This window comes from Novosphingobium sp. (assembly GCF_025351285.1).
GTDB lineage: Bacteria > Pseudomonadota > Alphaproteobacteria > Sphingomonadales > Sphingomonadaceae > Novosphingobium.
This window is the reverse complement of the sequence record NZ_JANXWG010000147.1, coordinates 17558-43601: the sequence shown is the minus strand read 5'-3', so window position 1 is coordinate 43601 and position 26044 is coordinate 17558. Positions and strand designations below refer to the sequence as shown.

Below are 26044 nucleotides of genomic sequence, written 5' to 3'. Positions count from 1 at the left end.
ATCGCCGCAGCCCGCGCGATGGACGTGCCCGCGCGCTATGTCAGCGGCTACCTGATGATGGAAGGCCGCACGGTCCAGGACGCCGGCCACGCCTGGGCCGAAGCTTATGTCGAGCGGCTAGGCTGGGTCGGCTTCGACATTCCCAACGAAGTCTGCCCCGATGAGCGCTATGTGCGCGTCGCCACCGGCGCCGACACCCGCGAAGCTGCGCCCGTCACCGGCATCCATTACGGCGGCGCTGAAGAATCCTTGAACGTGGAGCTTGCAGTCACCTCGCAGCGTATGGAACAATAGCGCGTCACGCCAACAGGCGGATGGTTCCGGCGCGAGTCGCACGCCGCAGTCACGGGCATGAACCGTGCGGGGGAGAATGCGATGACGTATTGCGTTGGCATGTTGATGGATCGCGGGCTGGTGCTGATGAGCGACACCCGCACCAATTCGGGCGTCGACAATATCTCGGTGTTCAAGAAGATGCACTGCTGGTCGGTGCCGGGGGAACGCATCATCGGCATCATGACCGCGGGCAACCTGGCCACCACGCAGCGGGTGGTGTCGCTGCTCGAGGAACGCCAGAAGGCCAAGCCCGATCGCCATCCCACGCTGCTCGAAGCGCCAACGATGTTCCAGGTGGCCGAACAAGTCGGTATCCTGCTGCGCGACACGATCGAACTGCGCCCCGATGGCGGCACCAGCCGGGTCAATTTCGGCGCGACGATCATCGTTGCGGGCCAGATCAAGGGCGGCGATCCGCGCGTCTTCATGGTCTATCCCGAAGGCAATTTCATCGAAGCGACGGTCGACACCCCGTTCTTCCAGATCGGCGAGGCCAAGTACGGCCGCCCGATCCTGGTGCGCGGCTACGATGCGGCGATGAGCTTCGAGGAAGCGATCAAGCTGTTGATGGTCTCGTTCGATTCGACCATCGCCGCCAACCTTTCGGTCGGGCTGCCGCTCGATCTGCTGGTGATGGAAAAGGACAACTACGAACCACTGCACGAACGGCGCGTGCTGGCATCGGATCCGTATTACCAGGCGATCTCGCAGACTTGGGGCGAAGCGATGCGCGATGCGTTGGAATCGCTGCCGCCTTATTCGCTGGATGGAAACCCCAACGGCTAGTCTTGCTGCCAGCGCTTGGTCCGAAAAGCTTTCATCCGTAACTTTACCGTCGGTAAAACGCTAAGCGCTAAAACCGGCTGGTCAAGCGGAGCGGTCGGGTCTAGCGGGTGTCGCCGCGCTGATGATGAACCGGCGCTGCAATCGAATGAACTTTCCAGTCCAATTCGGACCGCGCACAATCAAGCGTTGCGGCCATTCGAGCGTATTAGCCACCAATTAACCATCGGTTTCGGGTCCAATCGGGCTGGTCTAGTGCAGCGTCCACAGCGCTTACTCTGTTCATGACCGAACGCACCATCCTCCACATCCTTGACACTGACTCGGCTCGCCGCGCACGGCTTGCCCGCTTGGCCTTCACCGCCGGGTACCACGCGGAAATCTATGGCGGGCTCGATGAATTGCTGCATCACGCGCCGTCGGGTGGAATCGTTCTGGCGCATGATGATCCGGGTAGCGATATCGTCGCGCAGATCCTTGGGGGCCTTGCGGATCGCGGCAGTTGGTTGCCCGTGGTCGCCCTGTCCGAAACGCCTGAAACAACCGGCGTGGTCGCCGCGGTCAAGGCCGGCGCGCTCGATTACCTGGCGTTGCCGCTCGATGTGGGGCCGCTGTGCGAAGCGGTCGATCGGGTGGTGATCGAAGCCAACGGCCACCGCCAGCAGCGCGCCCGCGCCGCCGATGCCCGCCAGCGGATCTCGCGGCTCTCGATGCGCGAACGCGAAGTGCTCGATCGGCTGGCCGCCGGGTGCAGCAACAAGGCGATCGCGCGCGAACTTGAAATCAGCCCGCGCACCGTGGAAATCCACCGCATGAAAATGATGGGCAAGCTGGGCGCGCGCCACGCCGCCGAAGCCGTCCGCCTGCGCATCGAAGCCACCGGCCTGGATGAAATTGCGGCCTGAATGAACCTGCCAGCCTAGAAGCCCTTCGGGCGCACCCCCGCCGCTTGCCGTTCATCGCGGCGAAGGCTGGGGACCGAAAAAGGGAAGGCAGCCGGCCGTTTCGCGGTGGGCTTGAGGGTCGTGCAACTCAACTGCAGAAGCGGCTGCCGCCCACTTCAACGTGCAAGTGATCGTGGTGCGCCGCGTTGTAATCGGGGCTCAGCACCGTCGCGAAGCGCTTGCAAGCGCTGCCACGCACAGTGCGCAGGAACTGGCGCACCGCCGGATCGGGGTCGTTCCAGTTCGCAGTCACCAGGATGCGCCGCCCATCAGCCAGGTCGAAACCTGCGACGTCGACCGCGTTGGCCGTCGCATGCGCTGATCGCCGGCCTGAACTGCCCGAATTGCCGATTACATTGCGGCAAGCATAACTGCCCATGGTCTCGATCCGGACGAGCGGACTGCCCAGGATCGTCCGCGCCGCGCGATCGACCCCGAACCGCGCCCATCCCGCCAGCGTCTCGGCCAGTGGGCACGTCACCGGGCCAAGTCCGCGCACCGCAAACACCGCAGTGTCGCCCTGCAGTCCGGCCAGTTGCACCGTGCCCACGGTTGAACAGCCGGCGCCATAATAGCGATCGGGCAAGGGGGAGAAATTCGCGCGCGCCTGCCCAAGTTCGGTCAGGCACTTGCCGCCTTCGGGGAAGCTCGAGAACGGCGCCGCAGCAGCCCGCATCGGCTCAGTCGCGCGGTGCACAGGGCTGGCCATGCACCCCGCCAACAGCGCCACGAGTCCCAACGATGCCGCGCTGCCTCTCATGTCCTGCACGATGCCGCGCGATGGTTAACAGGCGGTTAGCGCGTCGACGCATCGGCCCGCAATGCAACGGCTTGAGCCGCGGGAGCGATGAAGTGCACCCGCGGCTCAAACTGTGGCTGCGACGTTCGCCTAGTTGTTCAAGGCGGGCAGTAGCGCGCGGTCGTTCATGCCCAGGCGGTTGCCGGTTGCGCTGTCGGGTTGAGCTGCTGTCGCCGCGCCCAAGCGCGAATTGCTCGCGGGAGCCCACGCGAAATTGAGCGGTTCAGCCAGGAAGGCATCAACCGGGCTGCCCGGCATGACTTTCGCGCTGGTGCCGTGGATGACGAACCCGACCCACGATACCAGCACGATCGTGGCGACCGAGGCAGCGGTTCCGCTGTGGCCTTCCTTATAGGCGTCGCCGCCAAGGCGGATCGGGCCGCTTGGCGTTTCGACCTGAATCAGGCGCACCCCGATCTTGCCCTTGCGGCCGAAGTGCCCGTTGCGCTGCATCACGCTGACCTCACCGAACACCGGCGAGCCGACGGGTATGACCACCTGGCCCCGAAACGAGACGCTTTCGGCCACTTCCAGATAGACGCGATCGCCGGGTTTGCTGTCGCGCGAGGAAATTTGTGTCAATGTCCGCAGCTTGATCGGCGTGCCACTTGGAAGAAAAAAGGCTTGCGATTGGCTTTCGCTGGCACCCACCGCGGCAGGCCAGTGATAAATGGTCTGGGCCTGTACTGTCGAACTACAAATAACCGCCAGCGCCACTGCGCTCACAATCCACTTTGACATTTGTCATCCCCCTGAAAATTCTGCTGAATTGCCAATGGCCCGCAGAATTTGAAAAGGGCGCTAAACAACATGGTTAATTAGCCGATACTACCAAAATGCAATCGATTTGTTGAAATAATGAAATTTCATTGATTGCAATGCCAGTAACAAGCAATCGATTACGATTTCGAAAGGCATTCGCCTCTTGCGATATCTCCGTCTCGGCCATGCCCGAACGTGTCCGGCGCAGCCCACTTGCCGAAATCGCTTGCATTTTGCTGCATCGCACACTAATTGGCCCGTCATTGACCGGCGCGCGTGGCACCAAGCCCGCCGCAGTCCTGGGCAGCGTGAGGGTTCGTTTTTAACGGCGCCCCCGCTCAGGACAGCCTTTCTTGCGTTTGACGCGAGGATTCTAGGCCAGGGTCAACCATCTCGAAACAGACGCTTCCTTCGTCACGCAGGGTCGCTTCAATTTGACCCCCTTGCCGCCCGGCGAGCCGTTTTGGCTGCGCCCAGTGGCAGCACTTGAAAGAATACCCATGTCCTATTTTTCGTCGCTCGGCCTGGCCGAGCCTATCCTTCGCGCGCTTGAAGCGAAGGGCTACTCCGATCCCACGCCGATCCAGCAGCAGGCCATCCCGGCATTGCTCGCGGGCCGTGACCTGCTCGGCATCGCGCAGACCGGCACCGGCAAGACCGCGGCGTTTTCGCTACCTTCGCTGCACCGCCTGGCCGCCAACCCCAAGCCGCGCCAGCCCGCCTCGTGCCGGATGCTGGTGCTTTCGCCCACCCGCGAACTGGCCGCCCAGATCGCCGACAACATGCGCGGCTACGCCAAGAACCTCCAGATGAGCGTGCAGTGCATCTTCGGCGGCGTGCCAGTGGGCAAGCAGTCGCGCGCGCTGGTTCCGGGCTGCGACGTGCTGGTCGCCACGCCGGGCCGGTTGCTCGACCTGATCGACCAGCGCGCGCTGACGCTGCGCAATGTCGAGATCTTCGTGCTCGACGAAGCCGACCAGATGATGGACCTCGGCTTCATCCACCCGCTCAAGCGCGTGGCGAACATGCTGCCCAAGGAGCGGCAGAGCCTGTTCTTCTCGGCCACGATGCCCCAGGCGATCGCCGATCTGGGCAAGCAGTTCATCAACAACCCGGTGCGTGTCGAAGTGGCCCCGCAGGCCACCACCGCTGAACGCGTCGAGCAATACGTCACCTTCATCGACCAGCGCGAGAAGCAGGCGCTGCTCACGCTGCGGCTCAAGGCCATTGCCGAGGACGGCACGCTGGATCGCGCATTGGTGTTCTCGCGCACCAAGCACGGCGCCGATCGCATCGCGCGCCACCTGGGCGTGGCCGGCGTCGTCGCCTCGGCGATCCACGGCAACAAGAGCCAGGGCCAGCGCACCGCCACGCTAAACGGGTTCCGCTCGGGCGCGATCCGCGTGCTCGTCGCCACCGACATCGCCGCGCGCGGGATCGACGTGACCGGCATCAGCCACGTGTTCAACTTCGAAATGCCCAACGTGGCCGAACAATACGTCCACCGCATCGGGCGTACAGCGCGCGCGGGCGCCGATGGCATCGCGTGGAGTTTCGTCGCGGGCGATGAAAAGCCCTACCTCAAGGATATCGAGAAGCTGACCGGCGTGAAGCTGATGCCGCTGCCGCTGCCCGCTGATTTCCAGGCGCAGGCTTCGAAGTTGCCGCTGCCGCTCAAGTCGGCCGAATCGGACGATCGTGGCGGTCGGCGCGACATGGGTCGCGGCGGCCGCAGCGGCGGTAGTCGCGGTGGCGAGCGCTCGGGTGGGGGCCGCCCCGGCGGTGAGCGCAGTGGCGGCGAACGTTCGGGTGGCGGTGGCTATCGCCCCGACGGCGACCGCGGCTCGCCCAACCGCCATCGCAGTCCGGCGCGCGTCAATGACGTCGTCGTGCGCGGCGAACCGCGTGCCGAGCGCAAGCCTGATGCCGCAGTCCGTCCGCTCGGCGTGATGCCTGAGCGGCCCCGTCCTGCTGCCAATCACGCCGATGCGCCGCGTTCGGATGCGCCGCGCCGTGATGCGCCGCACGCTGCCAAGCCGCATGCACCGCGTCCTGCCGCTGCGCCCGGCGCCAATGGCGGCCAGAAGCGTCGCTTCGGCAACGGAAGTGGTGGCGGCAACGGCGGCGGCGGCAACTACCGCGCACGCTGATCGCCTGACCTAGCAAGACAAAGGCCCGGACGACCACACGGTCATCCCGGCCTTTGCTTGTCCGCTGTCAGCGTTGGGCGGCGAGATAGGCCACCACGGCATCGAGCTTCGCCGGGTCCTTGAGGCCCGCGTAAGGCATGCGGTTGCCCTTCACGGTCTTGGCCGGCTCGGCGATGTAGAGTTTGAGTGCGGCCGGGGTCCACACCAGCCCCGATTGCTTCATCGCGGGCGAATAATTGAAGCCCGGCGCTGAACCGGCATGGCGGCCGACCACGCCCGCCAGGCTCGGCCCGATCGCGCCCTTGGCGCCCGAGTGGCAGATCGCGCATTGCGATTTGAAAACTTGCGCGCCGCTATCCGCCGCCATCGCGGATGGAGCGAGCGTGCTGCCCAGCAGCGCGGCAATACCGATTGTCAGAATGCGAGCCATGTGAATACCCTTACCGTGTTGTTGTCGGGCGCATTGGCACCCGCTCCGTCGAAATTGCGGCGTGCGCCATCGAAGCGGCCGTAGACAGTGCCCTGCACGCCCACGCGCAGATTGAAGCGGGGCCCCAGCGGACCGTTGCCGCCGCCCCAGGGCGTGTAGTCGATCTGGCCCATCACGCCGTCGCTGTTCGGGCTGGCATTGGGCCCGCCGTAGAGGTTGGCGTTGCTGGTGCCGGTGGTCGAAAAGCCCGCCAGCGTCAGCCCCACCTTGTTGCGGAAGCTGTAGCTGACGTTGCCACGCACTTCGTTGAGGCTGGTCTTCGCGCAATCGGGCGTGCTGCCGTTGCCGATCAGCCCCAGCGCGCAACTGGCGCGCAAGTCGCTCGATTCGTGAACGTAGCGCATGTCGAAGGTCAGCACGTCGCCCGCAGCAGTGGGCTTCTGCCACGAGGCATCGAGCCCCACATCGGTGTAGCGATCGGTGAACCCGCTCGACCGATCGCGCCCCGGGTTGATCGCGGCGCGCAAGCCGAACGCGCCCACTTCTGCGGTCCCGCCGGCGAGCGGCACTTGCAAGGCCAGGCGGCCATAGGGAGCGATCCCGCGGATATTGCCCGGGCTGAGCGGATCGATCCCGAAAGCGCTCAGCGTGCCCGCACTCGGGCTCGAATAACCGCCGGCCTCGATGTAGAACTTGTGCCCGATCCAGGTGTAGGCAGTCACCCCCAGCACGTTCTGCGCCAGACCCCCGTCGATCAGCGGCGCCGCGCCGGGCGATGGGGCCAGCGCCGAGGTCGTATAAGGAAAGCCCCAGGCCGCGGTGGTGTTCCACGGGTCCTGCACCGTCGGGTTGTTGTTGACCGTCAGCCCGAACGTCGCGTCCTGCCCGAACAAATGCCCGGTCGTCACCGCGCGCAAGTCGAGGTTGTCCCAATGCCATTGGTGCGCGACTCCATCATACGTCACCTGGACGAAGCTGCCCAAGTGCTGGCCGAACCCACCCGCGAGAAACAGGCTGCCCTGGTCGAACGCAAAGTTGTCGTTCGCGCCGAACGGGGTTGGCGGCGGGTTCTGGTCCTTTTTGGTATGCGTGAAGCTGGCAATCGCCATCGCCGCCACCGGGATCGAGGCCTTGGTCCGCATGGTATAGCCGCCGATCTTGAATTCGCGCCCGAACGGGGTGAGCTGCGGCCCCAGCCCTCCGACGTGGCACGCCTGGCATGGCTGCCCGGTCTGGTCGGTGAAACTCGGCACCGCGTGCGCCGGGCCGGCCAACGCGATGGCGAGCGGTCCGGCGGCAAGCGCGGTCCATGCGATCCGGTCTCCCCAAAGCCGGGATTTTCGAATTTTCGCAGCGGTCATGGTCATCCTCCAGGCCCGTGGCGCGATTGCCTTGGGCATGGCAAAGGCTGCTCGCCCAAGCCTCGCAAGGCATTGACCGGGGACAACAAGCTGCCGTTGTCGCGATGAAATTTGCGCCGGCCATTGCGCGCGGAATGCAACGAAGGCCACCGCGATTGCGCCACGACGCCGGGCGAATTGGCTTGACACCCCGCCCTCGGGCCCTAAGTGCGCCCCCGGGCCACGCGGTCCCAACGCCGCGCGTGCTCTCTGTAAGGAGAGACTACATGACTGAACCTACCCGGCCAGCGGCCAAGCCCGCGCGTCCGTTTTTTTCTTCCGGTCCTTGCGCCAAGCCGCCCGGATATTCCCCAGACAAACTCGCAACCCAATCGCTCGGCCGCTCGCACCGCGCCAAGATCGGCAAGGCGCGCCTGCAGCTTTGCATCGACCTGATGCGCGAAGTGCTGCAAGTCCCCGACACGCACCGCATCGGCATCGTCCCCGGTTCCGACACCGGCGCGTTCGAGATGGCGATGTGGACGATGCTGGGCGGACGCCCCGTGACCACGCTGGCTTGGGAAAGCTTCGGCGATGGCTGGGTGACCGACGCGGTCAAGCAGCTCAAGCTCGAACCCACCGTGATGCGCGCCGATTATGGCCAGCTTCCCGATCTCGACAAGGTGGATTGGTCCACCGACGTGCTGTTCACCTGGAACGGCACCACCAGCGGCGTGCGCGTGCCCGATGGCGAATGGATCGCCGCCGACCGCGAGGGCTTGTCCTTCGCCGACGCTACCAGCGCGGTGTTCGCTTACGACATGCCGTGGGACAAGATCGATGTAGCGACGTTCTCGTGGCAGAAGGTGCTGGGCGGCGAAGGCGGCCACGGTGTGCTGATCCTCGGCCCCCGCGCGGTGAAACGGCTGGAGGAATACACCCCCGCCTGGCCGCTGCCCAAGGTGTTCCGGCTGGTTTCGAAGGGCAAGCTGACCGAAGGCGTGTTCAAGGGCGAGACGATCAACACCCCCTCGATGCTGGCGGTCGAAGACGCGATCTTCGCGCTCGAATGGGCCAAGTCGCTCGGCGGTCTAAGCGCCATGCAGCACCGTTGCACCGCCAATGCCGATGCGCTCGACAAGATCGTGGAGGAGCGAGATTGGCTTTTCCATCTCGCTGACGATCCAAAATATCGATCAAAGACCAGTGTATGTTTGTTCGTGCGTCTTTTTGATCAAAACATGATCAAACGGATGACGGCTTTGCTCGAAGAGCAAGGAGCGGCGTACGATATTGCTGGTTACCGGGACGCCCCGGCTGGCCTGCGAATTTGGTGCGGCGCCACGGTCGATACGGCCGATATCGAAGCGCTCGGCCCTTGGCTCGACTGGGCTTACGAGATCGTAAAAGCCGAAGAGCAGGCCGCGAACTCCTAACTTAACCGTCACCCTGAACTTGTTTCAGGGTCCATTTCCCCCATCGCACCGACGTTTGCGGACGCGCGATGGATGCTGAACCAAGTTCAGCATGACGAACGATCAGGACCAATCCCATGACCAAGCCACGCGTACTCATTTCCGACAAGATGGACCCCAACGCCGCGCGCATTTTCGCCGAGCGTGGTTGCGACGTCGATGTCATCACCGGCAAGACCCCCGAAGAATTGGCCGCGATCATCGGCCAGTACGACGGCCTGGCCATCCGCTCGTCCACCAAGGCGACCAAGGCGATCATCGATGCCGCCACCAACCTGAAAGTCATCGGCCGCGCCGGGATCGGCGTCGATAACGTCGATATCCCCTACGCCAGCGCCAAGGGCGTGGTGGTGATGAACACCCCGTTCGGCAACTCGATCACCACCGCCGAACACGCGATCGCGCTGATCTTCGCGCTCGCCCGCCAGTTGCCCGAGGCCGATCTCAGCACCCAGGCCGGCAAGTGGGAGAAGAACCGCTTCATGGGTGTGGAAGTGACCGGCAAGACGCTCGGCTTGATCGGCGCGGGCAACATCGGTTCGATCGTGGCGTCGCGCGCGCTCGGCATCAAGATGAAGGTTGTTGCTTACGATCCGTTCCTCACCGCCGAACGCGCAATCGAAATGGGCGTGGAGAAGGCTGATCTCGATACGCTGCTCGCCAAGGCCGATTTCATCACGCTGCACACCCCGCTCACCGACCAGACGCGCAACATCCTCTCGGCCGAAAACCTGGCCAAGACCAAGAAGGGCGTGCGCATCGTCAACTGCGCGCGCGGCGGGCTGATCGACGAAGCCGCGCTCAAGGCCGGGCTCGATTCGGGCCACATTGGCGGCGCCGCGCTCGACGTGTTCCAGACCGAACCCGCGCACACGTCGCCGCTGTTCGGCACGCCCAACTTCATCTGCACGCCGCACTTGGGCGCCAGCACCAACGAAGCGCAAGTCAACGTGGCGCTGCAAGTGGCTGAACAGATGGCCGATTTCCTCGTCAACGGCGGCGTGACGAACGCGCTCAACATGCCTTCGCTCTCGGCCGAGGAAGCACCCAAGCTCAAGCCCTATATGGCGCTGGCAGAGAGACTGGGCAGTCTGGTGGGCCAGCTCACCACCGGCACCATCCCGCGCATCTCGATCCACGTCGAAGGCGCCGCGGCCGAATTGAACAACAAGCCGATCGTCGCCGCCGTCCTCGCCGGTTTCCTGCGCTGCCAGTCGGACACGGTCAACATGGTCAACGCACCGTTCCTGGCGCGCGAACGCGGCATGGAAATTCGCGAAGTCCGCACCGAAAAGGCCGGCGATTACCACACGCTGGTGCGCGTCTCGGTCAAGACCGACGCGGGCGAGCGCTCGGTCGCGGGCACGCTGTTCGCCAACAGCGAACCGCGCCTGGTCGAACTGTTCGGCATCAAGGTCGAGGCCGAACTGGCCGGCAACATGATGTACATCGTCAACGAAGACGCCCCCGGCTTCATCGGCCGCATCGGCACGCTGCTCGGTGAAAACGGCATCAACATCGGCACCTTCAACCTTGGCCGCCGCGAAGCCGGTGGCGAAGCGATCCTGCTGCTCTCGGTCGATGACGCCGTCCCCGCCACGGTGCTCGAAGCCGCGCGCAAGCTGCCCGGCGTGAAGCGCGCAATGGCGTTGAAGTTCGTTTGAGGTGAAGGTCGGCTCCGCCTCGTGAACGATCACGAGGCGGAGCGTGTTCTCAACCGCCCGCTTGGCAGAATGCCGCCGACAGCAGGTCGAACGACAGCCCCTTGCCTTGCCAGACCTCGCCGAAGTCGACCGAATCGTCGTTGGTGAAGACTGCGATTGCGCGGCCAAGCGCCGGCGCGATCACGTTGCGCACTTGCGTGCCGCCAACATCGCCGCGCCGTTCGATCAGCGCGACGGGCGCCACGCACCCTCGCAGTTTCGCCGCGAACGACCACACCCCCAAGGCTTCGTAGCCCAGCTTGGGGTCGCCGCTCCACAGGATCGCCCGCGACGCATCCTTCAGCAGCTTGCCCTGCACAAGCGCCAGATCGAGCCTCACCAGATCGCGCGCCGTCCCGGTCAGCGCGCCGGCAGCCCCGAACGTTGCCACGTTGATCACCGGATAGCGCTTGCCGCCCGTGGTATAACCGATCGGCGCACCGCCGCCGCGCGGTGCCTTGTCCGCAGCCATCCTGAGCGACCGGAGGCCGAGCGGCTTTGCAATTCTTTCGGCCACCAACGCCGCAAAAGATTGTCCGGTGACTTGCTCAAGGATTGCGCCGAGCACCAGATAATCGCAATTGTTGTAGGAAAATCCGGCGCCCGGTGCGGCCATAGGCGTCCCCGAGCAGAACCCGCGCGCGCGTGCCGTGTCGCCGATCGCCGCGCCGGTCTTGGTGTAAAAGGCCTGGACGTCCTGCGCATTCGGCTTGGTATCGTTGGGATTCGGCAGGCCGGAGACATGCTGGAGCAAGTGCCGGATTGTAACCTTGTCGCCCGAAGACCCCGCAAACCATGGCAGGTAAGCGCGGATCGGCTGATCCAGCGCTATCTGTCCAGCTTCCACCTGCTGCATCACCAGCGTTGCGGTTACCTGCTTGGTCACTGATGCCCACAGCCAGCGCGCGCCGCTGCGGTGGGGCCGGCCACGCTCGCGGTCGGCCAACCCGAACGCCTGGTCGAACACTTCTCCGCCCGCGTACCCCAGCGCGATTTCGCCCGACAGGTTCGCGGCTCGGGCAACGGCAAGCGCCCGGGTCGCCGCCGCGCCGGTGTCTTCAGCGGCAGCACGGGCGCTTGTCGTGGACGACAGCATCGCTGCCACCACCCACATCGATCGCACAATCTGCTTCATGGTCGGCCTCCATCCATGTGATCCCGCAATTCTTGCGATGGACCCTGGCCACCCGCGCGACACGCGAAAATCCTGCACCTGCCTGAAGGGGCAGTCCTGAACGAAGCCCCCGCAAGACGCGCGATCCTGCGTGTCGCTTGCCCGGCGTCGGAACAATCGCTGCGCTCGCGCGCTCAACCGACATTCCCCTTACCCGAACAGGAAGTTGCGATGCCTATGACGATTGAGGACGTTGCCGAAGCGATGCGCGACATCGATTTTTGCACGTTGGCCACGGTGACCGAAGGCGGCGCCATCGCCGCGCGGCCGATGAGCAACAACCGCGAAGTGACCTTCGATGCCGATATCTGGTTCTTTTCCAGCACCGATACGCGCATGGCATCGGACATTGCGGCCAACCCGCAAGTGGGCGTGTCGTACCAGGGCAGCGCCGGCATCAAGGGCCTGCTCGGCGCACCGGGCGCATTCTACCATGTCGAAGGCCGCGCCGAACTTGTCCGCGACAAGGCCCAATTCGCCGAGCATTGGCACAACAGTCTCGATCGCTGGTACGCAGAGGGCATCGACACCCCCGGCCTGCTGCTCATCCGCGTCCGCGCGACGCGCATCCATTACTGGGATGGCGAGGATGAGGGTGAAGTGCCGTTTCGGGTGTGAATATTCCCGGAAACAGGCATGCCTGAGCGGGGAATCGGGCAGATCAACTGTGGGTCAGCGATTTCGAGGAACTGTCATTGAAGGACAAAATGGCAGCGCAGGAGCAATCGGCCGCATTTGTGATTTTATTGCAACCCCGGAAACCCACGCTACGGTGAACGCGCGGTTGAAGGGCAATATGCGAAGCGTATGGAAGATGTCTGGGTAGTCGGTCGGCCAATATCCCTGAACCGGACCCGCAAGGCCTTCGATCATCTGCTTTGAAACGCCGAACGCGACCACGCGTGAACCATAGCCGTAGCGTTTTAGATCGGATGCAGCGAACTGCTTGTTCACGGTGATACAAACCGGACCGAGGCCACCCATCGCCAACGCGGTCAGGTCCGTATCGACCCCGATTTCGTGAAGGAACTGCGTTTCCTGCTTTGCCACCGGCACAAAAGCATCAGCACCTTCGCGCTCGCCTGCTGCGCGGTGCAAACGTTCAATCATTCCAAGGGTATTATGGAACAAAACGAGGGATTTAGGCTCTACGCTTTTGAATTTTCCAGCCAGAAAAACATACTGTGCACAAGCCGATACGCAATAGCCTTTGACTCTTACCGACAGGCCGCGGTCGTGGATGAGGTGACCCATTGCAAATCCAGCGGGAGCGTCGCCACCTGCGCTGGTGATCTCGATCCAGCGCGCCCCTTCTGCACTCGGCGAACGCAAGACCTGTACAAATCTGGCGACGCTGGCGGCATCGATCTGTCCGCTGAAATAAATTGTGTCCGCATCTGGGTTCGTGGCCTTCGATGCGCTGCACGCGGCCATCAGAAAGCATATGCCCGCATACGATCCAATTCGAACCACAACTTCGGCAAATCGCATTCGCTGATTCCTGGATGTTAGCGCGGTTCGCAAAGTCTGACAGTGGCGTCGCAGACTTTGCGGTAGGGATCAGTCTCGCACCGCCCGCTGCCCCAACCTTGCCCCAACCCAAATCAACGGCGCGAGCGTCAGCAGGAACGCCATGTGATACCACAGCGGCAGCCGCGCGCCGATCTGCACGTGCACCGGAATGAACAGCGCGAGTAGCACGATCCCGACGACCCACGGCGCAAACTGGCTGCCCGGCGCGATGGCGCGCACCACCGCGCCGGCCGCGAGTGAGGTCAGCACTGCGATCACCAGCCGCCCGATCATCATCGACAGCGTGAAGGCAAACATGGGCTCGGCCGCGTGATAGCCGGGCATGGCCGCGCGCAGCCCGAAGTTGAGCAGCGTGACGAGTACGATCCACGTGGCAAGTCCGCCGCTAACCGCTCCTGCCAATCGCAGCATTGCCCATCTCCCGCCCGCCCCGTCTGCGCGCGATCCTGCCGATTTTCCTACATTGCGGCAATGGGCTAAAGCGCGACCATGCACCGCATGATGCCCGAATTGCCGCTGATGGAGGCCGATTCTCAAAGGTCACGCTCGCGCGCGGCTGAATCGGCGCAAGCGGTTGAATTGAAATTCGAAAGTGGGACCGATGGCGCGGACAAAAGCTTCGTTCTGCGTCAACTTGATTGCGGTCCCGCTTGCACCCCGCGCGGCTTTGCGCCACTCGGCGGCGCGATATGACCGATTCCGATCCCGACTTGCTGCCCGAAGGCCTCGAAGACCGCCTGCCGCGCGAAAGCGCCGCCGCCACGCGCGTGCTGCGCACGATCGCCGATGTGCTCCATTCATACGGCTATGATCGGGTCACCCCGCCGCTGATCGAATTCGAACGCAGCTTGGCCACGCGCATGGCGGGGATCAGTTCGCGGCGGATGGTGCGGTTCGTCGATCCGGCCAGCTTGCGGATGATGGCGCTGCGATCGGACATCACCCCGCAGATAGGCCGCATCGCCGAAACCAGGCTGGCCGATGCCGCGCGGCCATTGCGGCTGAGCTATGCCGGCGAAGTGGTGACGATCAAGGGCGATGGGCTCGATCCGGGGCGCCAGCGCAGCCAGTGCGGCGCGGAAGTGATCGGCGCCGATACCGTCGCTGCGGCCAGTGAGGTCGTCTCGGTGGCAATCGAAGCGCTGTCGGCCGCCGGCGCGCGCGGCATCAGCGTCGATTTCACTTTGCCCGACCTGGTCGACACCTTGGCCGCCAAGGCAATGCCGCTCGCGCCCGGCCAGATCGACGCGGTTCGGCGCGAACTCGACACCAAGGATGTGGGCGGGCTGGTCGATGCTGGAGGCGCGGATTACGTACCGCTGCTTTACGCCACCGGCGAGTTCGAGACCGCGATCGAGCGGTTGAACGCCATCGATGCGGGCGGGGCCCTGGCGACACGGATCGCGGCGCTGCGCGAGATCGCGGCGCGGGTGGGCACATCGGCACGGATCACGCTTGACCCGAGCGAGCGGCACGGCTTCGAATACCAATCGTGGTTCGGCTTCATGCTTTACGCCGATGGCGTGCGCGGCAGCCTGGGTCGGGGCGGAACGTACACGATCGCCAACGCAACGTTGCAAGCCGCTGAAGTTGCCACGGGTTTCTCGCTCTACCCAGATGGCCTGATTGCGCAACTGGCCGAAACCGAAGCGGCGGGGGACCTGATGTTCCTGCCACTTGGCCATGATCGAGATGCCGCGGCAAGGCTCCGCGCGATCGGCTGGCGCACCGTTGCCGCGCTGGGAGAGGGCGACGAACCGGCCACGCTCGGCTGCACACACCGGCTGAAAGGCGTGGAGCCGGTCGCGATTTAGGCCGGCTTGAACTGGTCCTTGATCGGCAACTGCCGAATGCGCTTGCCGGTCGCCGCGAACAGCGCGTTGGTGAGGGCAGGAGGGGCCGGCGGCACGCCCGGTTCACCGATCCCGCCCATCGGCGCGCCGCTTTCGATGAAGTGCACGTCGATCACCGGTGGCGCGTCGGCCAGTTTCAGGATCGGGTAATCGCCGAAGTTGGCCTGGACCACCGCGCCCTTGTCGAGCGTGATTTCTTCGTCCAGCGCGACCGACAGCGCCATCACGATCCCGCCCATGACTTGCGCCTCGGCGTTGCGCGGGTTCACCGTGGTGCCGCAGTCGACCACCGCGGTGACCTTGTGGACGCGCGGCTTGCCGTCGGGATCGACCGAGGCTTCGATCACTTCGGCCACGATCGTGTTGAAGCTTTCGACTAGAGCAATCCCGCGCCCGGTGCCCTGCGGCAGCGGTGATCCCCAGCCGGCGCGCTTCGCCGCCTCGTCCAGCACGGCAAGGTGCCGCGATCCGGGGGCGAGGTGCTTGCGGCGGAACTGGTACGGGTCTTCACCCGCGGCGTGCGCCATTTCGTCGATGAAGCTCTCGTTGTAAAAGCCCTGCTGCGTCGAATTGACCGAGCGCCATGGCCCGTCGTTCTGGTTCGACTGGTACTTGAAGTGCCGGCGCGAGGTGGCGGGAATCTGGTAGCTGAAGTGCGTCTCCTGCTCGGCATCGTCGCTTTGGACATAGTCATTGCGCCAGGCGGTCAGCCGCTTGTCCTTGCCGAGCGTGGCCTTGAGATGCGCCGAGCTTTGCGGGCGATAGCTGCCGTGAGTGAATTCCTCCTCACGGCTCCAGATCAGCTTGACCGGCCACGGACACTGCTTCGCCACCGCCACGGCCTGGCCGATGATTTCGCACTTTTCGGGGAAACGCCGCCCGAAGCCGCCGCCCATGATCGTGGTGTGGACGGTCACGTCTTCCTCGGACAAGCCCGCTGCCTTTGCTGCCATCTTGCGCACCGACAGCGGGTCCTGCAGGCCCACCCACAGCTCCAGCTTGCCAGCGTTGTAATGCGCGGTCATTGCGAACGGTTCCATCATCGCGTGATGGAGGAACGGCACGCGGTAATCGGCCTCGACCACGGTGTGCGGCTTGTCGGCGAACGCAGCATCCACATCGCCCGAACCGCCGCTGTTGTCGGCCTTGTCGCCTGCACGCAGCTTGTCCTGCGCAGCGTGAACCGCCGCCGAATCGAGCGCGCCATGCCCGCCGTCGGAGAATTTGGGCGCCAGCGCCAGCACGCCCTTGCGCGCCGGCCAGTAACCCTTGGCCACCACCACCACCGCATCGTCGAGCCGGATCACCCGCTCCACGCCGGGCACAGCCAGTGCGGGCTTGTCGTCAACGCTTTCGAGCTTGCCGCCGCGCACCGGCGCCATCACCAGCGTGGCCACGCGCATATCGGGCACGATCACGTCGATGCCGTACTGTGCAGAACCGTCGACTTTGGCCGGAATATCCAGCCGCGCCGGCGACTGGCCGATCAGCTTGCAATCCTTCGGCACCTTGAGCGCGGGGTTGCCCGCCATCGTGCGCTGTGCCGCTGCCACTGCCAGTTCGCCATAGCGCAAGCTGCGCCCCGACCTGGCATGGCTGACTACCGAATTGGCCGTGGTCAGTTCGGCCGCCGGCACGCCCAGCCGGTGCGCTGCTTCCTCGATCAGCGCCAGCCGCGCTGCTGCGCCGGTGCGCCGCATGGCGATCTGGCCGGTGTAGCGCACCGCCGACGATCCGCCGGTGATCATGATCGGCGCGCTGCGCGCCAGCATCGACAGCACCGCTTGCGGCAGATGTTTGCCCATGCCGTGGCCCATTTCGTCGCCGAACCCTTCGACCAGCGCGCTGTTGGCGAAGCCGGGGAGCGCAGGCGCCTGTTCGACCCGCACTTTCGACCAATCGGCGTCGAGCTCGTCCGCCGCCATCTGCGCCAGCGCGGTGTGCGAGCCCTGGCCGAAGTCGATCGTCGGCGAATAGACCGTGACCGTGTCATCGGGCGCGATCTTGAGCCAGGCTGCAAAGCCGCCTTCGCCCGGCTTGACCGTGGCGCCCATCGCGGCCCGCCGCGCACTGCGATCGGCGTAGCTAACGCCGAATACCCCGGCGCCCGCAATCGCGGCGGCGCCGATCAGGAAGCTCCTGCGTTTCACGCCCATCACGCTGCTCCCGTCGCGGGCTGGGGTGAAGCTTCGGCCGCTTGACCGGTCGCGGCCAGGATTGCGGCGCGGATGCGCGGGTACGTGCCGCAGCGGCAGATATTGGTCATCGCTTCATCGACCTGCGCTGCCGTGGGCTTGCCGGCCTTGGCAATCAGCGCGACGGCCGCCATGATCTGGCCCGACTGGCAGTATCCGCATTGCGGCACTTGCGCGTCGATCCAGGCCTGCTGCACCGGGTGGAGCGCGCCTTCGGGCGATTTCAGGCCTTCGATCGTGGTCACCGCCTTGCCGGCAACTTCGCCGATCGGGACCGAGCACGACCGCGCCGGCTGCCCGTCGATATGGACCGTGCACGCCCCGCAAGCCGCGATCCCGCACCCGAATTTGGTGCCGGTCAGCCCCAGTTGTTCACGGATCGCCCACAGCAGCGGGGTATCGGATTCGCCCTCGAAGCGCGTTGCGTGGCCATTGACCATAAGCTCGACCGTCATCGATTGTGCCCCATCAGCGCCCGCTTCCCCGCTCTGCCAAACCTGGCGAGTGCGATTGTCATAACCAAATTGATCGGCGCGTCCAAGAATTCCCGTCGTCATCTGCAACCCATGTGGTGTCAGGCGCGCAGATCGGCCCATTCGGGATGCTTGCCGAATGCAGCCTCGACGTAGCTGCATTGCGGATCGATGCGGAAATGTTCGGCACGGGCATCGGCGATCAGCGCTTCGACCAGTTTGCCGGCCACGCCGCGCCCACCGATTTCCCTGGGAACGAGCGTGTGTTCGGCGGCGAGAACATCGTTATGCCGCACATAAGTCAGCCGCCCGATGGCGCTGCTGCCTTCGACCGCGGCATGGTATTCGCCGCTGGTGCCGGCGTCATGGCGGGTGATCGTAATGGTCATCGTCGGGTTCCTTCTTGACCGTTGCATTCTGCCACCTAAACGCTCGAGGTCATGAAGTTCTTCTCCGACAACGCCGCCCAGGTCCACCCCCGCGTGTGGGACGCGATGCGCGCCGCCGATGGCGCCGACCACGCCTATGACGGCGATGCGCTGAGTGCGCGGCTCGATGCGGCGTTTTCGGCGCTGTTCGAGGCCGATTGCGCGGTGCTGTGGGTGGCGAGCGGCACCGCGGCCAACTGCCTCGCGCTTGCCGCGATGTGCCCGCCCCACGGCGGCGTGCTGTGCCACCGCGCCGCGCATATCGAGCAGGACGAATGCGGTGCGCCGGGCTTCTACACCCACGGTGCCAAGTTGATGCTGGTCGATGGCGAAGGCGCCAAGCTGACCCCACACGCGCTGGCGGCGGCGATCGCGCCGATCCGGCCGGGCGTCCACCAGGTCCAGCCGCACGCGATCTCGATCACGCAGGCAACCGAACTTGGCCGGGTCTATACGCCTGCCGAAGTGGCTGAAATCGCCGCGTTCGCCAAGGTGCGCGGGCTTGGCCTGCACATGGACGGCGCGCGTTTCGCCAACGCCGTGGCGCACCTCGGTTGCGCGCCCGCCGACTTGACAAGCCGCGCCGGCGTGACCGCGCTCAGCTTTGGCTGTGTCAAGAACGGCGGCATGAACGCCGAAGCGCTGGTGTTCTTCGATCCCGCGTTGGCGGACGTGACCCGGCTCAACCGCAAGCGCGCGGGGCACCTTCAATCGAAAGGGCGGTTCCTGGCCGCGCAACTGCTGGCGATGATCGAAGGCGATTTGTGGCTCGACAATGCCCATGCCGCCAACGCCGCCGCCGCCGAGATCGCGGCAAGCTGTGGCGCGCGGCAGCTCGAACCCGTCGAGGCCAACGAAATCTTCGTGTCGCTCTCGCCGACCGAGGCCGCGGCTTTGCGCAAGCAGGGCTTCGACTTTTATGACTGGCCCGCGCCCGCCAATGCTTCGGGGGAAGGACATCCGGGTGCGGCGCGGCTGGTGACCGCGTGGAACAGCGATCCCGCGCATGTCACGGCGCTCGGCCGCGCTATCGCTTCGCTGTGAGCGACGATCCGCACGTCCATTTCTGGCAGCCGCGCATCGCGCTGCCGTTCCTCATGGTTTCGCTGATCTGGGGATCGACCTGGCTGGTTATCAAGGACCAGGTCGGGCAGGTTCCGCCAAGCTGGTCGGCTACCTGGCGGTTTCTGGTCGCTGGCATTGCCATGGCCGCGCTCGCCAAAGCGCGGCGCGAGCCGCTGTGGCTCGATCGACGGGGCTTCCTGCTGGCGGCGATGGTGGGCATTCCGCAGTTCGCGCTCAACTTCCAGTTTGTCTATGCGTCCGAACAGCACCTGACATCGGGCATTGTCGCTGTGCTCTATGCGCTGCTGCTGGTGCCCAATGCGCTGATGGCGCGCGCTTTCCTGGGCCAGCCGCTGACGGGGCGGTTCCTTGTCGGATCGGGCATCGCCATCGCCGGGATTGCGTTGCTGATGCTCCACGAAGCGCGGCTGGCGGCGCCGGGCGCACATGCGCTGCTGGGCATCGCGCTGGCGCTCGGCGGGCTGATGTCTGCCTCGGTGGCCAACATCGTGCAATCGAGCCCGCGCGCGCGGCACGTCCCTATGCTGCCGATGCTCGCCTGGGCGATGCTGATCGGGGCGATGATCGACGCCATCGCCGCCTGGTTCCTGGCCGGGCCGCCGCAGATCGACTGGCACCCGCGCTATCTGGCGGGGGTTGGCTATCTTGCGCTGGTCGGTTCGGTGATCACGTTTCCGCTCTATTTCAACTTGCTGCGAACGCTGGGCGCCGGCCGCGCCGCATATAGCGGCGTGCTCGTGCCCGTGGTGGCGATGGCGCTATCGACGGTGTTCGAGGGTTACCAGTGGAGTGTGCTCGCCGCGAGCGGGGCGGCGTTGGCGCTGGCCGGGCTGGTGGTGGCGTTGAACGCCCGGAAGCCGGCTTAGCCCGCCAACAGGCCCGCCAAACCCTCGCGATAGGTGGGAAATTGCGGCACCCAATCCAGCACCCGCCGCGCCTTGCCGTTCGCAACGCGGCGGTTCTCTGCATAGAAACCGCGCGCCATCGGTGAAAGATTGGCCTGTTCCAGCGTCAGCAGCGGCGGTGGATCGCGGCGCAGCAGCCGGCAAGCCGCCTCGATCAGCGTGTTCTGGCTGGTAGGGCAATCGTCGGCGAGGTTGTAGGCGCCGGCCGGAGCATCGAGCGCGGCCAGCACGCCGCTGACGATGTCGTTTACGTGAACGCGGCTGAACACCTGATCGGGCATGTCGATCCGTTGCGCGGTGCCAGCAACCACGCGTTCGAACACGCTGCGGCCTGGGCCGTAGATGCCCGGCAGGCGGAACACGCGCGCGCCGAGCGCCTGCCATGCCAGATCGGCTTCGGACCGCGCCGAACGCCGCCCGGTGCCGATCCGGGCTGATTCATCGACCCACGCCCCGCCGGTATCGCCGTAGACCCCGGTCGAGGAGAGGTAGCCGATCCAGTCCTTGCCCCGCAGCGCATCGCCATAGCGGTCGAGGACGGGGTCCACGCCTTCCCCGCCCGGCGGCACCGACGACAACACATGGCTGGCATCGGCCAGCCCGAGCCGCACGCTGCCTTGGTCGTCGAACGAGAACTGCCCGTCGCGGCCGGTGGCGATCACTTCCCAGCCGATTGCCTCCAGCGCGGCCGAGATGCGCCCGGCGGTGTAGCCCAACCCGAAGATGAACAGTCGAGGCTTCATTTTGCGCTGGGCGTGATCTGACCGGCGGGCGCGTCGGGCACCATCGGCGGCGGAGTGACCATCACCGCATTGGGCACATGGTCCTTCTTCCACTGCATCGACATGCGCACGCGCGTTGCACCCGAAGGGTGGTCGTAGAACACCATTTCTTCGAGCGGATCGGGTTGGATCTTGCGGTATTCGGACAATTGCATCGCCGCCAGGGCAAACCCGTCGGGCTCTCGTGCGGCGTTGAGCCCAAACGCATCGGCGTCGCTTTCGGCGGTGCGGGTAATGGTGTTGGTGATCGGCGTGGCGACCAGACCCATGATGGCCAGCAGGATGCTCAGCACCGGCAATGAGGCAGGATCGGCCAGGTTGCGCACGCCCCATCGCTCGCCATGCCGCTTGATCAGTGCGGGTGCGACACGCGACACGATCCACAACGCGGCCGCGGCCAGCAGCACCAGGTAAAGCAGCCCGCGCCGCGCGTGGCCGAGCACGTAATGCCCCATCTCGTGCCCGACTACCGCGGCAGTTTCGGGCAGTGTGGTGCGGTTGATCAGGTTGTCGTTGACGCTGATGCGGATCGTCGGACCCAGCCCCGAGACATTGGCCGAGATGCGTTTGGTCTGTCGCGAAGCATCGAAAAGATAGATATGGTCGGCCGGGATATTGTTGGCCTTGGCCATCTCGACGATCCGCGTGCGCGCGGGGCTGGCGGGCAGCTCCTTGTAAGTGTTGAACAGCGGCGCGAGGTAAACCGGCGCGATGATTGCGCCGATCGTCATGAACACCGCCACCACCCCGGTGCCGTAAATCCACCAGTGCTTCGGGCTGCGGCGGATCACCGCGTAGATTGCCATCACGATCAACGGCACCAGCACCAATGCGATCGCCAAACCTTTGGCCTGGTCACCCGCCCATGCACCAAACGTCTGGTTCATCAGCCCATACTGCTTTTCGCGTACGAAGCCGGTGTAGATCGACCACGGCAGCGTGATCACGAAGCTGACAAGCGTATAGAGCAGCGCAGTGATCCAGGTGACGCCGGCCTTCGCCTTGAACACGCGTTCACCCATGTCGCGGAACCGGGCGGAAAGGCCGAAGCGCAGGATGGCGCCGTCGATCATGATCGAGACCAGCGCGCCCCACAGGATCAGCCAGTAGCCGCCCTCGAAATAGGCGTTGGATTTCGCGCGCGCCGCGCCTTGCAGCGTATCGAGGTAAGCGCGGGTGGCCTCGGTAACGTCGAACGGCGCTACCGGCACCGGCGCTTCGGCGAGCGCCGGCACGGCAAATGCCGCTACGCCCGCCGCCAGCGCGATCATCCACATTGCTCGCTTCATCTATGCTGCTCCCCGTTCCGATGCAGCACTGTATTGCCTGCGCAGAACACCGGTCAAGCCGCCAGGCATTTTGTGCCGGATATGCTGCACTGCCATAATTGCGCCGCGCGCGTTTTGGCGGTTCCATCGCCTTGTCAGCGGGCCTAGACTGTGCGCCATGATGGATGCAGCCCAAACGATCGCCCAGCCCGCCACCGCTGAAAAAGCCGAACCCCGCGTGGTCAAGCGGCTCGATTACCGCCCGCCCGACTGGCTGGTGCCGACGATCCACTTCGATTTCCAGCTCGGCATCGAGGCGACCAAAGTTACCAGCACGATCACGGTCGAAAAGAATGCCGCCGGTTCGGGCAGCAACACGATCCGGATGGATGGAGATGGGCTCACGCCCGATTCGCTGACGATCGACGGCCAGCTTCACAACGATTTCCGCATCGAGGACGGCGATCTCGTCATCGACCTGCCGGGGGACCGGCACGAACTGGTGATCCAAACCACCGTTGATCCCAAGGCCAACACGCAGCTTTCGGGGCTCTATGCCACCAGCGGCCTGTTGTGCACGCAGTGCGAGGCCGAAGGTTTTCGCCGCATCACCTTCTTCCCCGATCGGCCCGACGTGCTCAGCCGCTATCATGTGCGGATGACGGGCGACAAGGCAGCCTTCCCGGTGCTGCTGTCGAACGGCAACCTGGTGGCCGAAGGCGACAATGGCGATGGTTCACATTGGGCCGAGTGGGACGATCCCTGGCTCAAGCCGTCGTACTTGTTCGCGCTGGTGGCGGGCGAGTTGCTGGCGCAGCGCGATACTTTCACCACAATGTCGGGCCGCGTGGTCAAGCTGGCGGTGTGGGTTCGCCCCGGCGACGAAACCCGCACCGAACACGCGATGGTTTCCCTCAAGCACTCGATGAAGTGGGACGAGGACGTCTACGGCCGCGAATACGATCTCGATGAATTCAACATCGTCGCGGTGTCGGACTTCAACGCCGGCGCGATGGAGAACAAGGGCCTCAACGTCTTCAACACGCGTTACGTGCTGGCCGATCCCGAAACCGCGACCGACGGCGATTATGACGGGATCGAAGCGGTCGTCGCGCACGAATATTTCCACAACTGGTCGGGCAACCGCGTGACTTGCCGCGACTGGTTTCAGCTTAGCCTGAAAGAAGGCTTCACCGTGCTGCGCGACCAGCAGTTCAGCGCCGACATGGGCAGCGAACCGGTCAACCGCATCGACGAGGCGCGATCGTTGCGCTCGGGCCAGTTCTCCGAGGATTCAGGGCCGCTGGCGCACCCGATCCGGCCCGACAGCTACCAGGAAATCAGCAACTTCTACACCTCGACCGTCTATGACAAGGGTGCCGAAGTGATCCGCATGATGACCGTGCTGGCGGGCAAGGAACGCTTCCGCAAGGGCACCGATCTCTACTTCGACCGCCACGATGGCGAAGCCGCGACGTGCGAGCAATTCGTCAAGGCGATCGAGGACGGCGCCGGGCTTGATCTCACGCAGTTCCGCCGCTGGTACGAGCAGGCGGGCACGCCGAAGGTCGAAGTGGCGGTGGCGCATGATGCGGGTTCGGGCAAGGTCACGCTGACGCTCAAGCAGACCGTGCCGCCCACCCCCGGCCAGCCCGTCAAGCAGCCGATGGTGATCCCGCTGCGGACCGCGCTGTTCGACCGCGCGACGGGTCAGCACCACCCCGAACAATTGCTGGTGCTGACCGAGGCCGAGCAGAGCTTCACTTTCGAAGGCTTCGACCCAGGCTCCAATGGGCCGCCGGTGCTGTCGATCAACCGCGGCTTTTCCGCCCCGATCATCATCACCACGCCGCAGTCGCTCGAAGACCTGATCTTCCTGGCGCAGCACGATGACGATGAATTCGCGCGCTACGAAGCAATGCAGCAGCTTGTGGTCCAATATCTGGTCGGCGCGGTGACGGGCAAGACCTCGGAAGCGGGCCGCGAACCGCTCGGCCAGGCAATCGTCAATGCCGTCACGTCGGTGCTGGCCGATCCCGCGCTCGATGATCAGATGCGCTCGCTGCTGCTGTCCTTGCCGACCGAAACCTTCATCCTCGAACAGATCGCCCCGGCCGACCCGTCACGCATCCGTGAGGAGCGCGAGACGTTGAAGCGCATGCTGGCAACTACATTGGCCGATCGATGGAAAGCGTTGCATGACCGTTGCAGCGCGGTTCCGTATGTTCTCGATGCGGCCGGGCGCGGCGCGCGGTCGCTGAAAACGCAAGCGCTGGTCATGCTCGCCGCGGCCGACAAGCCTGGGACCGCGCGGCGTGCCAAGGCGCAATACGATGCCGCCACCAACATGACCGACCGGCAGGGCGCATTGGGCGTGCTCGTCGGCTTCGACAGCCCCGAGCGCGAGGCCGCGCTGGCCGATTTCCACGCGCGCTTCGACGGCAACGCGCTGGTGATCGACAAGTGGTTCATGCTCCAGGCCGGCTCGCTCCACCCGAATGTGATCGAGCAGGTCAAGGCACTGGCGCAGCGCGACGATTTCGCGCTGACCAACCCCAACCGGCTCTATTCGCTGTACATGCCGTTCACCGGGAACACCGCCGCGTTCCACAAGGCCGATGGCGAGGGCTATCGCATGATCGCCGACCTGATCCTGGCGCTCGATCCGATCAATTCGAACACCGCGGCCAAGTTCGTGCCCGCGCTCGGTAGGTGGAAGAAGATCGAGCCGACGCGTGCCGCAATGATGCGCGCTGAACTCGAACGGATCGCCGCCACCCCTGGCCTGTCGCGCGACGTGACCGAGCAGGTGACCAAGAGCCTGGCCTGAGGTTGTCATGATCGAGGGATTCGAAGTCCTCACGCACCCTTCGCTGGCCGGCGCCGCGCACGGTTTCCTCGGCCGGCGCGGAGGTGTCAGCGCGGGGCTGATGCACGGCCTGAACGTGGGGTTGGGGTCGGAGGATAATCCCGCCGCCATTGCCGAAAACCGCACTCGCGCGCGCGATGCGGTGTTGTCTGGCGCGGTGCTGGTGACGCCCTTTCAGATCCATTCGGCCGTTGCGCTCACTGTCACCGAGCCGTGGCCAGACGATGATCGCCCCAGGGGCGATGCGCTTGTGACCGACCGGCCCGGGCTGCTGCTCGGCGTGCTCACCGCCGATTGCGTGCCGGTGCTGCTCCATGATGCGCAAGCAGGTGTGATCGGCGCGGCCCATGCCGGCTGGCGCGGCGCGATTGACGGCGTGACCGACGCTACAGTGGCCGCGATGGTGGAATTGGGCGCGAGCGTTGACCGCATCGCTGCGGTGGTCGGCCCATGCATTCAGCAGCCGAGCTATGAAGTCGACGACGCGTTCGAGGCCAACTTCGTCATGGCCGAAACACTCAATGCACGCTTCTTTCGCACCGGCCGCGAAGGGCACGCGTGGTTCGATCTTTCGGGCTATGTCGTGGCGCGGTTGCAGGCGGCAGGCGTGCAGAATGCCGTGCGGCTGGACGAAGACACCTACACCCAAGCGGACCGCTTCTTCAGCTTCCGCCGCGCCACGCATCGTGGCGAGCCGGGCTATGGGCGGCAGATTTCGGTGATCGGGTTGCGGGGATAGCGCCGGTACCGTTGGCG

Annotated in this window: 24 protein-coding genes; 12 read left to right on the top strand and 12 right to left on the bottom strand. The window is 65.0% G+C overall.

What is annotated here, in order from left to right:
* From Q0R16_RS17855 to Q0R16_RS17845, 3 genes are all read left to right on the top strand, one after another.
* Positions 1-294 (top strand): transglutaminase family protein (locus tag Q0R16_RS17855; RefSeq protein ID WP_295639378.1); only part of this gene is annotated, 294 nt, incomplete at its 5' end.
* Between the two features lie 81 nt (positions 295-375).
* On the top strand, positions 376-1122 hold the full coding sequence (locus Q0R16_RS17850; RefSeq protein ID WP_295639375.1) for a peptidase: 747 nt from the start codon (positions 376-378) through the stop codon (positions 1120-1122).
* 347 nt (positions 1123-1469) lie between these two features.
* Positions 1470-2024 (top strand): LuxR C-terminal-related transcriptional regulator, encoded by a 555-nt coding sequence (locus Q0R16_RS17845; protein ID WP_295639372.1) that lies wholly within the window; start codon positions 1470-1472, stop codon positions 2022-2024.
* A 127-nt stretch (positions 2025-2151) separates the two neighbouring features.
* Here Q0R16_RS17845 and Q0R16_RS17840 read toward each other — a convergent pair whose 3' ends face one another.
* Together Q0R16_RS17840 and Q0R16_RS17835 are read right to left on the bottom strand one after the other, a co-directional pair.
* Complete coding sequence (locus Q0R16_RS17840) at positions 2152-2772, bottom strand: extensin family protein (protein WP_295639369.1); 621 nt, start codon at positions 2770-2772, stop codon at positions 2152-2154.
* Between the two features lie 180 nt (positions 2773-2952).
* Positions 2953-3444 (bottom strand): hypothetical protein, encoded by a 492-nt coding sequence (locus tag Q0R16_RS17835; protein ID WP_295639366.1) that lies wholly within the window; start codon positions 3442-3444, stop codon positions 2953-2955.
* 680 nt (positions 3445-4124) lie between these two features.
* On the opposite strand from Q0R16_RS17835, the gene Q0R16_RS17830 reads away from it, so the two are divergent.
* Positions 4125-5774 carry a DEAD/DEAH box helicase gene (locus tag Q0R16_RS17830; RefSeq protein WP_295639363.1) on the top strand — a complete coding sequence of 550 codons (1650 nt, stop codon included), beginning with the start codon at positions 4125-4127 and terminating at the stop codon, positions 5772-5774.
* Between the two features lie 67 nt (positions 5775-5841).
* Here the strand turns inward: Q0R16_RS17830 and Q0R16_RS17825 are convergent, their stop codons facing one another.
* Both Q0R16_RS17825 and Q0R16_RS17820 read right to left on the bottom strand, forming a co-directional pair.
* Complete coding sequence (locus tag Q0R16_RS17825; RefSeq protein WP_295639360.1) at positions 5842-6204, bottom strand: c-type cytochrome; 363 nt, start codon at positions 6202-6204, stop codon at positions 5842-5844.
* Positions 6189-7571, bottom strand: a complete 1383-nt coding sequence (locus Q0R16_RS17820; protein ID WP_295639357.1) for a hypothetical protein — start codon at positions 7569-7571, stop codon at positions 6189-6191. The genes Q0R16_RS17825 and Q0R16_RS17820 overlap by 16 nt, the downstream gene beginning before the upstream one ends.
* 260 nt (positions 7572-7831) lie before the next feature.
* Between Q0R16_RS17820 and Q0R16_RS17815 the strand changes: the two genes are divergently transcribed.
* Together Q0R16_RS17815 and serA are read left to right on the top strand one after the other, a co-directional pair.
* Positions 7832-8980, top strand: a complete 1149-nt coding sequence (locus tag Q0R16_RS17815) for a phosphoserine transaminase (protein ID WP_295639354.1) — start codon at positions 7832-7834, stop codon at positions 8978-8980.
* Between the two features lie 116 nt (positions 8981-9096).
* The gene (gene serA, locus Q0R16_RS17810) at positions 9097-10683 is read left to right on the top strand and encodes a phosphoglycerate dehydrogenase (protein ID WP_295639351.1); all 1587 of its coding nucleotides are present in this window, start codon (positions 9097-9099) and stop codon (positions 10681-10683) included.
* 49 nt (positions 10684-10732) lie between these two features.
* Here the strand turns inward: serA and Q0R16_RS17805 are convergent, their stop codons facing one another.
* On the bottom strand, positions 10733-11857 hold the full coding sequence (locus Q0R16_RS17805) for a serine hydrolase domain-containing protein (protein ID WP_295639348.1): 1125 nt from the start codon (positions 11855-11857) through the stop codon (positions 10733-10735).
* Between the two features lie 210 nt (positions 11858-12067).
* Here Q0R16_RS17805 and Q0R16_RS17800 point away from each other — a divergent pair, with 210 nt between their 5' ends.
* Complete coding sequence (locus tag Q0R16_RS17800) at positions 12068-12514, top strand: pyridoxamine 5'-phosphate oxidase family protein (protein ID WP_295639345.1); 447 nt, start codon at positions 12068-12070, stop codon at positions 12512-12514.
* Between the two features lie 54 nt (positions 12515-12568).
* On the opposite strand, the gene Q0R16_RS17795 is transcribed toward Q0R16_RS17800, so the two are convergent.
* Together Q0R16_RS17795 and Q0R16_RS17790 are read right to left on the bottom strand one after the other, a co-directional pair.
* Positions 12569-13387: a hypothetical protein gene (locus tag Q0R16_RS17795; RefSeq protein WP_295639342.1), complete on the bottom strand. Its 819-nt coding sequence runs from the start codon at positions 13385-13387 to the stop codon at positions 12569-12571.
* Positions 13388-13456: 69 nt separating this feature from the next.
* Positions 13457-13840 (bottom strand): hypothetical protein, encoded by a 384-nt coding sequence (locus tag Q0R16_RS17790; RefSeq protein WP_295639339.1) that lies wholly within the window; start codon positions 13838-13840, stop codon positions 13457-13459.
* Between the two features lie 278 nt (positions 13841-14118).
* On the opposite strand from Q0R16_RS17790, the gene Q0R16_RS17785 reads away from it, so the two are divergent.
* Positions 14119-15243 carry an ATP phosphoribosyltransferase regulatory subunit gene (locus tag Q0R16_RS17785; RefSeq protein ID WP_295639336.1) on the top strand — a complete coding sequence of 375 codons (1125 nt, stop codon included), beginning with the start codon at positions 14119-14121 and terminating at the stop codon, positions 15241-15243.
* Here Q0R16_RS17785 and Q0R16_RS17780 read toward each other — a convergent pair.
* From Q0R16_RS17780 to Q0R16_RS17770, 3 genes are all read right to left on the bottom strand, one after another.
* Positions 15240-17432, bottom strand: coding sequence for a molybdopterin cofactor-binding domain-containing protein (locus Q0R16_RS17780; protein WP_295639332.1), 2193 nt, complete (start codon positions 17430-17432; stop codon positions 15240-15242). The two genes, Q0R16_RS17785 and Q0R16_RS17780, sit on opposite strands and share 4 nt — an antisense overlap.
* 5 nt (positions 17433-17437) lie before the next feature.
* On the bottom strand, positions 17438-17932 hold the full coding sequence (locus tag Q0R16_RS17775; protein WP_295639330.1) for a (2Fe-2S)-binding protein: 495 nt from the start codon (positions 17930-17932) through the stop codon (positions 17438-17440).
* 119 nt (positions 17933-18051) lie between these two features.
* Positions 18052-18339: a GNAT family N-acetyltransferase gene (locus Q0R16_RS17770; protein ID WP_295639327.1), complete on the bottom strand. Its 288-nt coding sequence runs from the start codon at positions 18337-18339 to the stop codon at positions 18052-18054.
* Between the two features lie 51 nt (positions 18340-18390).
* Between Q0R16_RS17770 and Q0R16_RS17765 the strand changes: the two genes are divergently transcribed.
* Both Q0R16_RS17765 and Q0R16_RS17760 read left to right on the top strand, forming a co-directional pair.
* Entirely contained in the window at positions 18391-19422 is a 1032-nt protein-coding gene (locus tag Q0R16_RS17765) for a beta-eliminating lyase-related protein (protein WP_295639324.1), read from the top strand.
* On the top strand, positions 19419-20330 hold the full coding sequence (locus Q0R16_RS17760) for an EamA family transporter (protein WP_366857959.1): 912 nt from the start codon (positions 19419-19421) through the stop codon (positions 20328-20330). Before Q0R16_RS17765 ends, Q0R16_RS17760 begins: the two co-directional genes overlap by 4 nt.
* Here Q0R16_RS17760 and Q0R16_RS17755 read toward each other — a convergent pair.
* Both Q0R16_RS17755 and Q0R16_RS17750 read right to left on the bottom strand, forming a co-directional pair.
* Entirely contained in the window at positions 20327-21112 is a 786-nt protein-coding gene (locus Q0R16_RS17755) for an SDR family NAD(P)-dependent oxidoreductase (RefSeq protein WP_295639321.1), read from the bottom strand. The genes Q0R16_RS17760 and Q0R16_RS17755 overlap by 4 nt on opposite strands.
* Positions 21109-22440, bottom strand: a complete 1332-nt coding sequence (locus Q0R16_RS17750) for a M48 family metallopeptidase (protein WP_295639318.1) — start codon at positions 22438-22440, stop codon at positions 21109-21111. The genes Q0R16_RS17755 and Q0R16_RS17750 overlap by 4 nt, the downstream gene beginning before the upstream one ends.
* 160 nt (positions 22441-22600) lie before the next feature.
* On the opposite strand from Q0R16_RS17750, the gene pepN reads away from it, so the two are divergent.
* Together pepN and pgeF are read left to right on the top strand one after the other, a co-directional pair.
* On the top strand, positions 22601-25249 hold the full coding sequence (gene pepN / locus Q0R16_RS17745; RefSeq protein WP_295639315.1) for an aminopeptidase N: 2649 nt from the start codon (positions 22601-22603) through the stop codon (positions 25247-25249).
* 7 nt (positions 25250-25256) lie between these two features.
* Positions 25257-26027 (top strand): peptidoglycan editing factor PgeF, encoded by a 771-nt coding sequence (gene pgeF, locus Q0R16_RS17740; protein WP_295639312.1) that lies wholly within the window; start codon positions 25257-25259, stop codon positions 26025-26027.
* Positions 26028-26044: the final 17 nt, after the last annotated feature.

What these genes read in the sequence shown, in the direction of transcription:
- Q0R16_RS17770 (WP_295639327.1), bottom strand. Translation starts at nt 18,339, where the DNA reads ATGACCATTACGATCACCCGCCATGACGCCGGCACCAGCGGCGAATAC.
- Q0R16_RS17775 (WP_295639330.1), bottom strand. Translation starts at nt 17,932, where the DNA reads ATGACGGTCGAGCTTATGGTCAATGGCCACGCAACGCGCTTCGAGGGC.
- pgeF (WP_295639312.1), top strand. Translation starts at nt 25,257, where the DNA reads ATGATCGAGGGATTCGAAGTCCTCACGCACCCTTCGCTGGCCGGCGCC.
- Q0R16_RS17820 (WP_295639357.1), bottom strand. Translation starts at nt 7,571, where the DNA reads ATGACCATGACCGCTGCGAAAATTCGAAAATCCCGGCTTTGGGGAGAC.
- Q0R16_RS17805 (WP_295639348.1), bottom strand. Translation starts at nt 11,857, where the DNA reads ATGAAGCAGATTGTGCGATCGATGTGGGTGGTGGCAGCGATGCTGTCG.
- Q0R16_RS17850 (WP_295639375.1), top strand. Translation starts at nt 376, where the DNA reads ATGACGTATTGCGTTGGCATGTTGATGGATCGCGGGCTGGTGCTGATG.
- serA (WP_295639351.1), top strand. Translation starts at nt 9,097, where the DNA reads ATGACCAAGCCACGCGTACTCATTTCCGACAAGATGGACCCCAACGCC.
- Q0R16_RS17815 (WP_295639354.1), top strand. Translation starts at nt 7,832, where the DNA reads ATGACTGAACCTACCCGGCCAGCGGCCAAGCCCGCGCGTCCGTTTTTT.
- Q0R16_RS17765 (WP_295639324.1), top strand. Translation starts at nt 18,391, where the DNA reads ATGAAGTTCTTCTCCGACAACGCCGCCCAGGTCCACCCCCGCGTGTGG.
- Q0R16_RS17830 (WP_295639363.1), top strand. Translation starts at nt 4,125, where the DNA reads ATGTCCTATTTTTCGTCGCTCGGCCTGGCCGAGCCTATCCTTCGCGCG.
- Q0R16_RS17795 (WP_295639342.1), bottom strand. Translation starts at nt 13,387, where the DNA reads ATGCGATTTGCCGAAGTTGTGGTTCGAATTGGATCGTATGCGGGCATA.
- Q0R16_RS17800 (WP_295639345.1), top strand. Translation starts at nt 12,068, where the DNA reads ATGCCTATGACGATTGAGGACGTTGCCGAAGCGATGCGCGACATCGAT.
- Q0R16_RS17750 (WP_295639318.1), bottom strand. Translation starts at nt 22,440, where the DNA reads ATGAAGCGAGCAATGTGGATGATCGCGCTGGCGGCGGGCGTAGCGGCA.
- Q0R16_RS17785 (WP_295639336.1), top strand. Translation starts at nt 14,119, where the DNA reads ATGACCGATTCCGATCCCGACTTGCTGCCCGAAGGCCTCGAAGACCGC.
- Q0R16_RS17790 (WP_295639339.1), bottom strand. Translation starts at nt 13,840, where the DNA reads ATGCTGCGATTGGCAGGAGCGGTTAGCGGCGGACTTGCCACGTGGATC.
- Q0R16_RS17840 (WP_295639369.1), bottom strand. Translation starts at nt 2,772, where the DNA reads ATGGCCAGCCCTGTGCACCGCGCGACTGAGCCGATGCGGGCTGCTGCG.
- pepN (WP_295639315.1), top strand. Translation starts at nt 22,601, where the DNA reads ATGGATGCAGCCCAAACGATCGCCCAGCCCGCCACCGCTGAAAAAGCC.
- Q0R16_RS17755 (WP_295639321.1), bottom strand. Translation starts at nt 21,112, where the DNA reads ATGAAGCCTCGACTGTTCATCTTCGGGTTGGGCTACACCGCCGGGCGC.
- Q0R16_RS17825 (WP_295639360.1), bottom strand. Translation starts at nt 6,204, where the DNA reads ATGGCTCGCATTCTGACAATCGGTATTGCCGCGCTGCTGGGCAGCACG.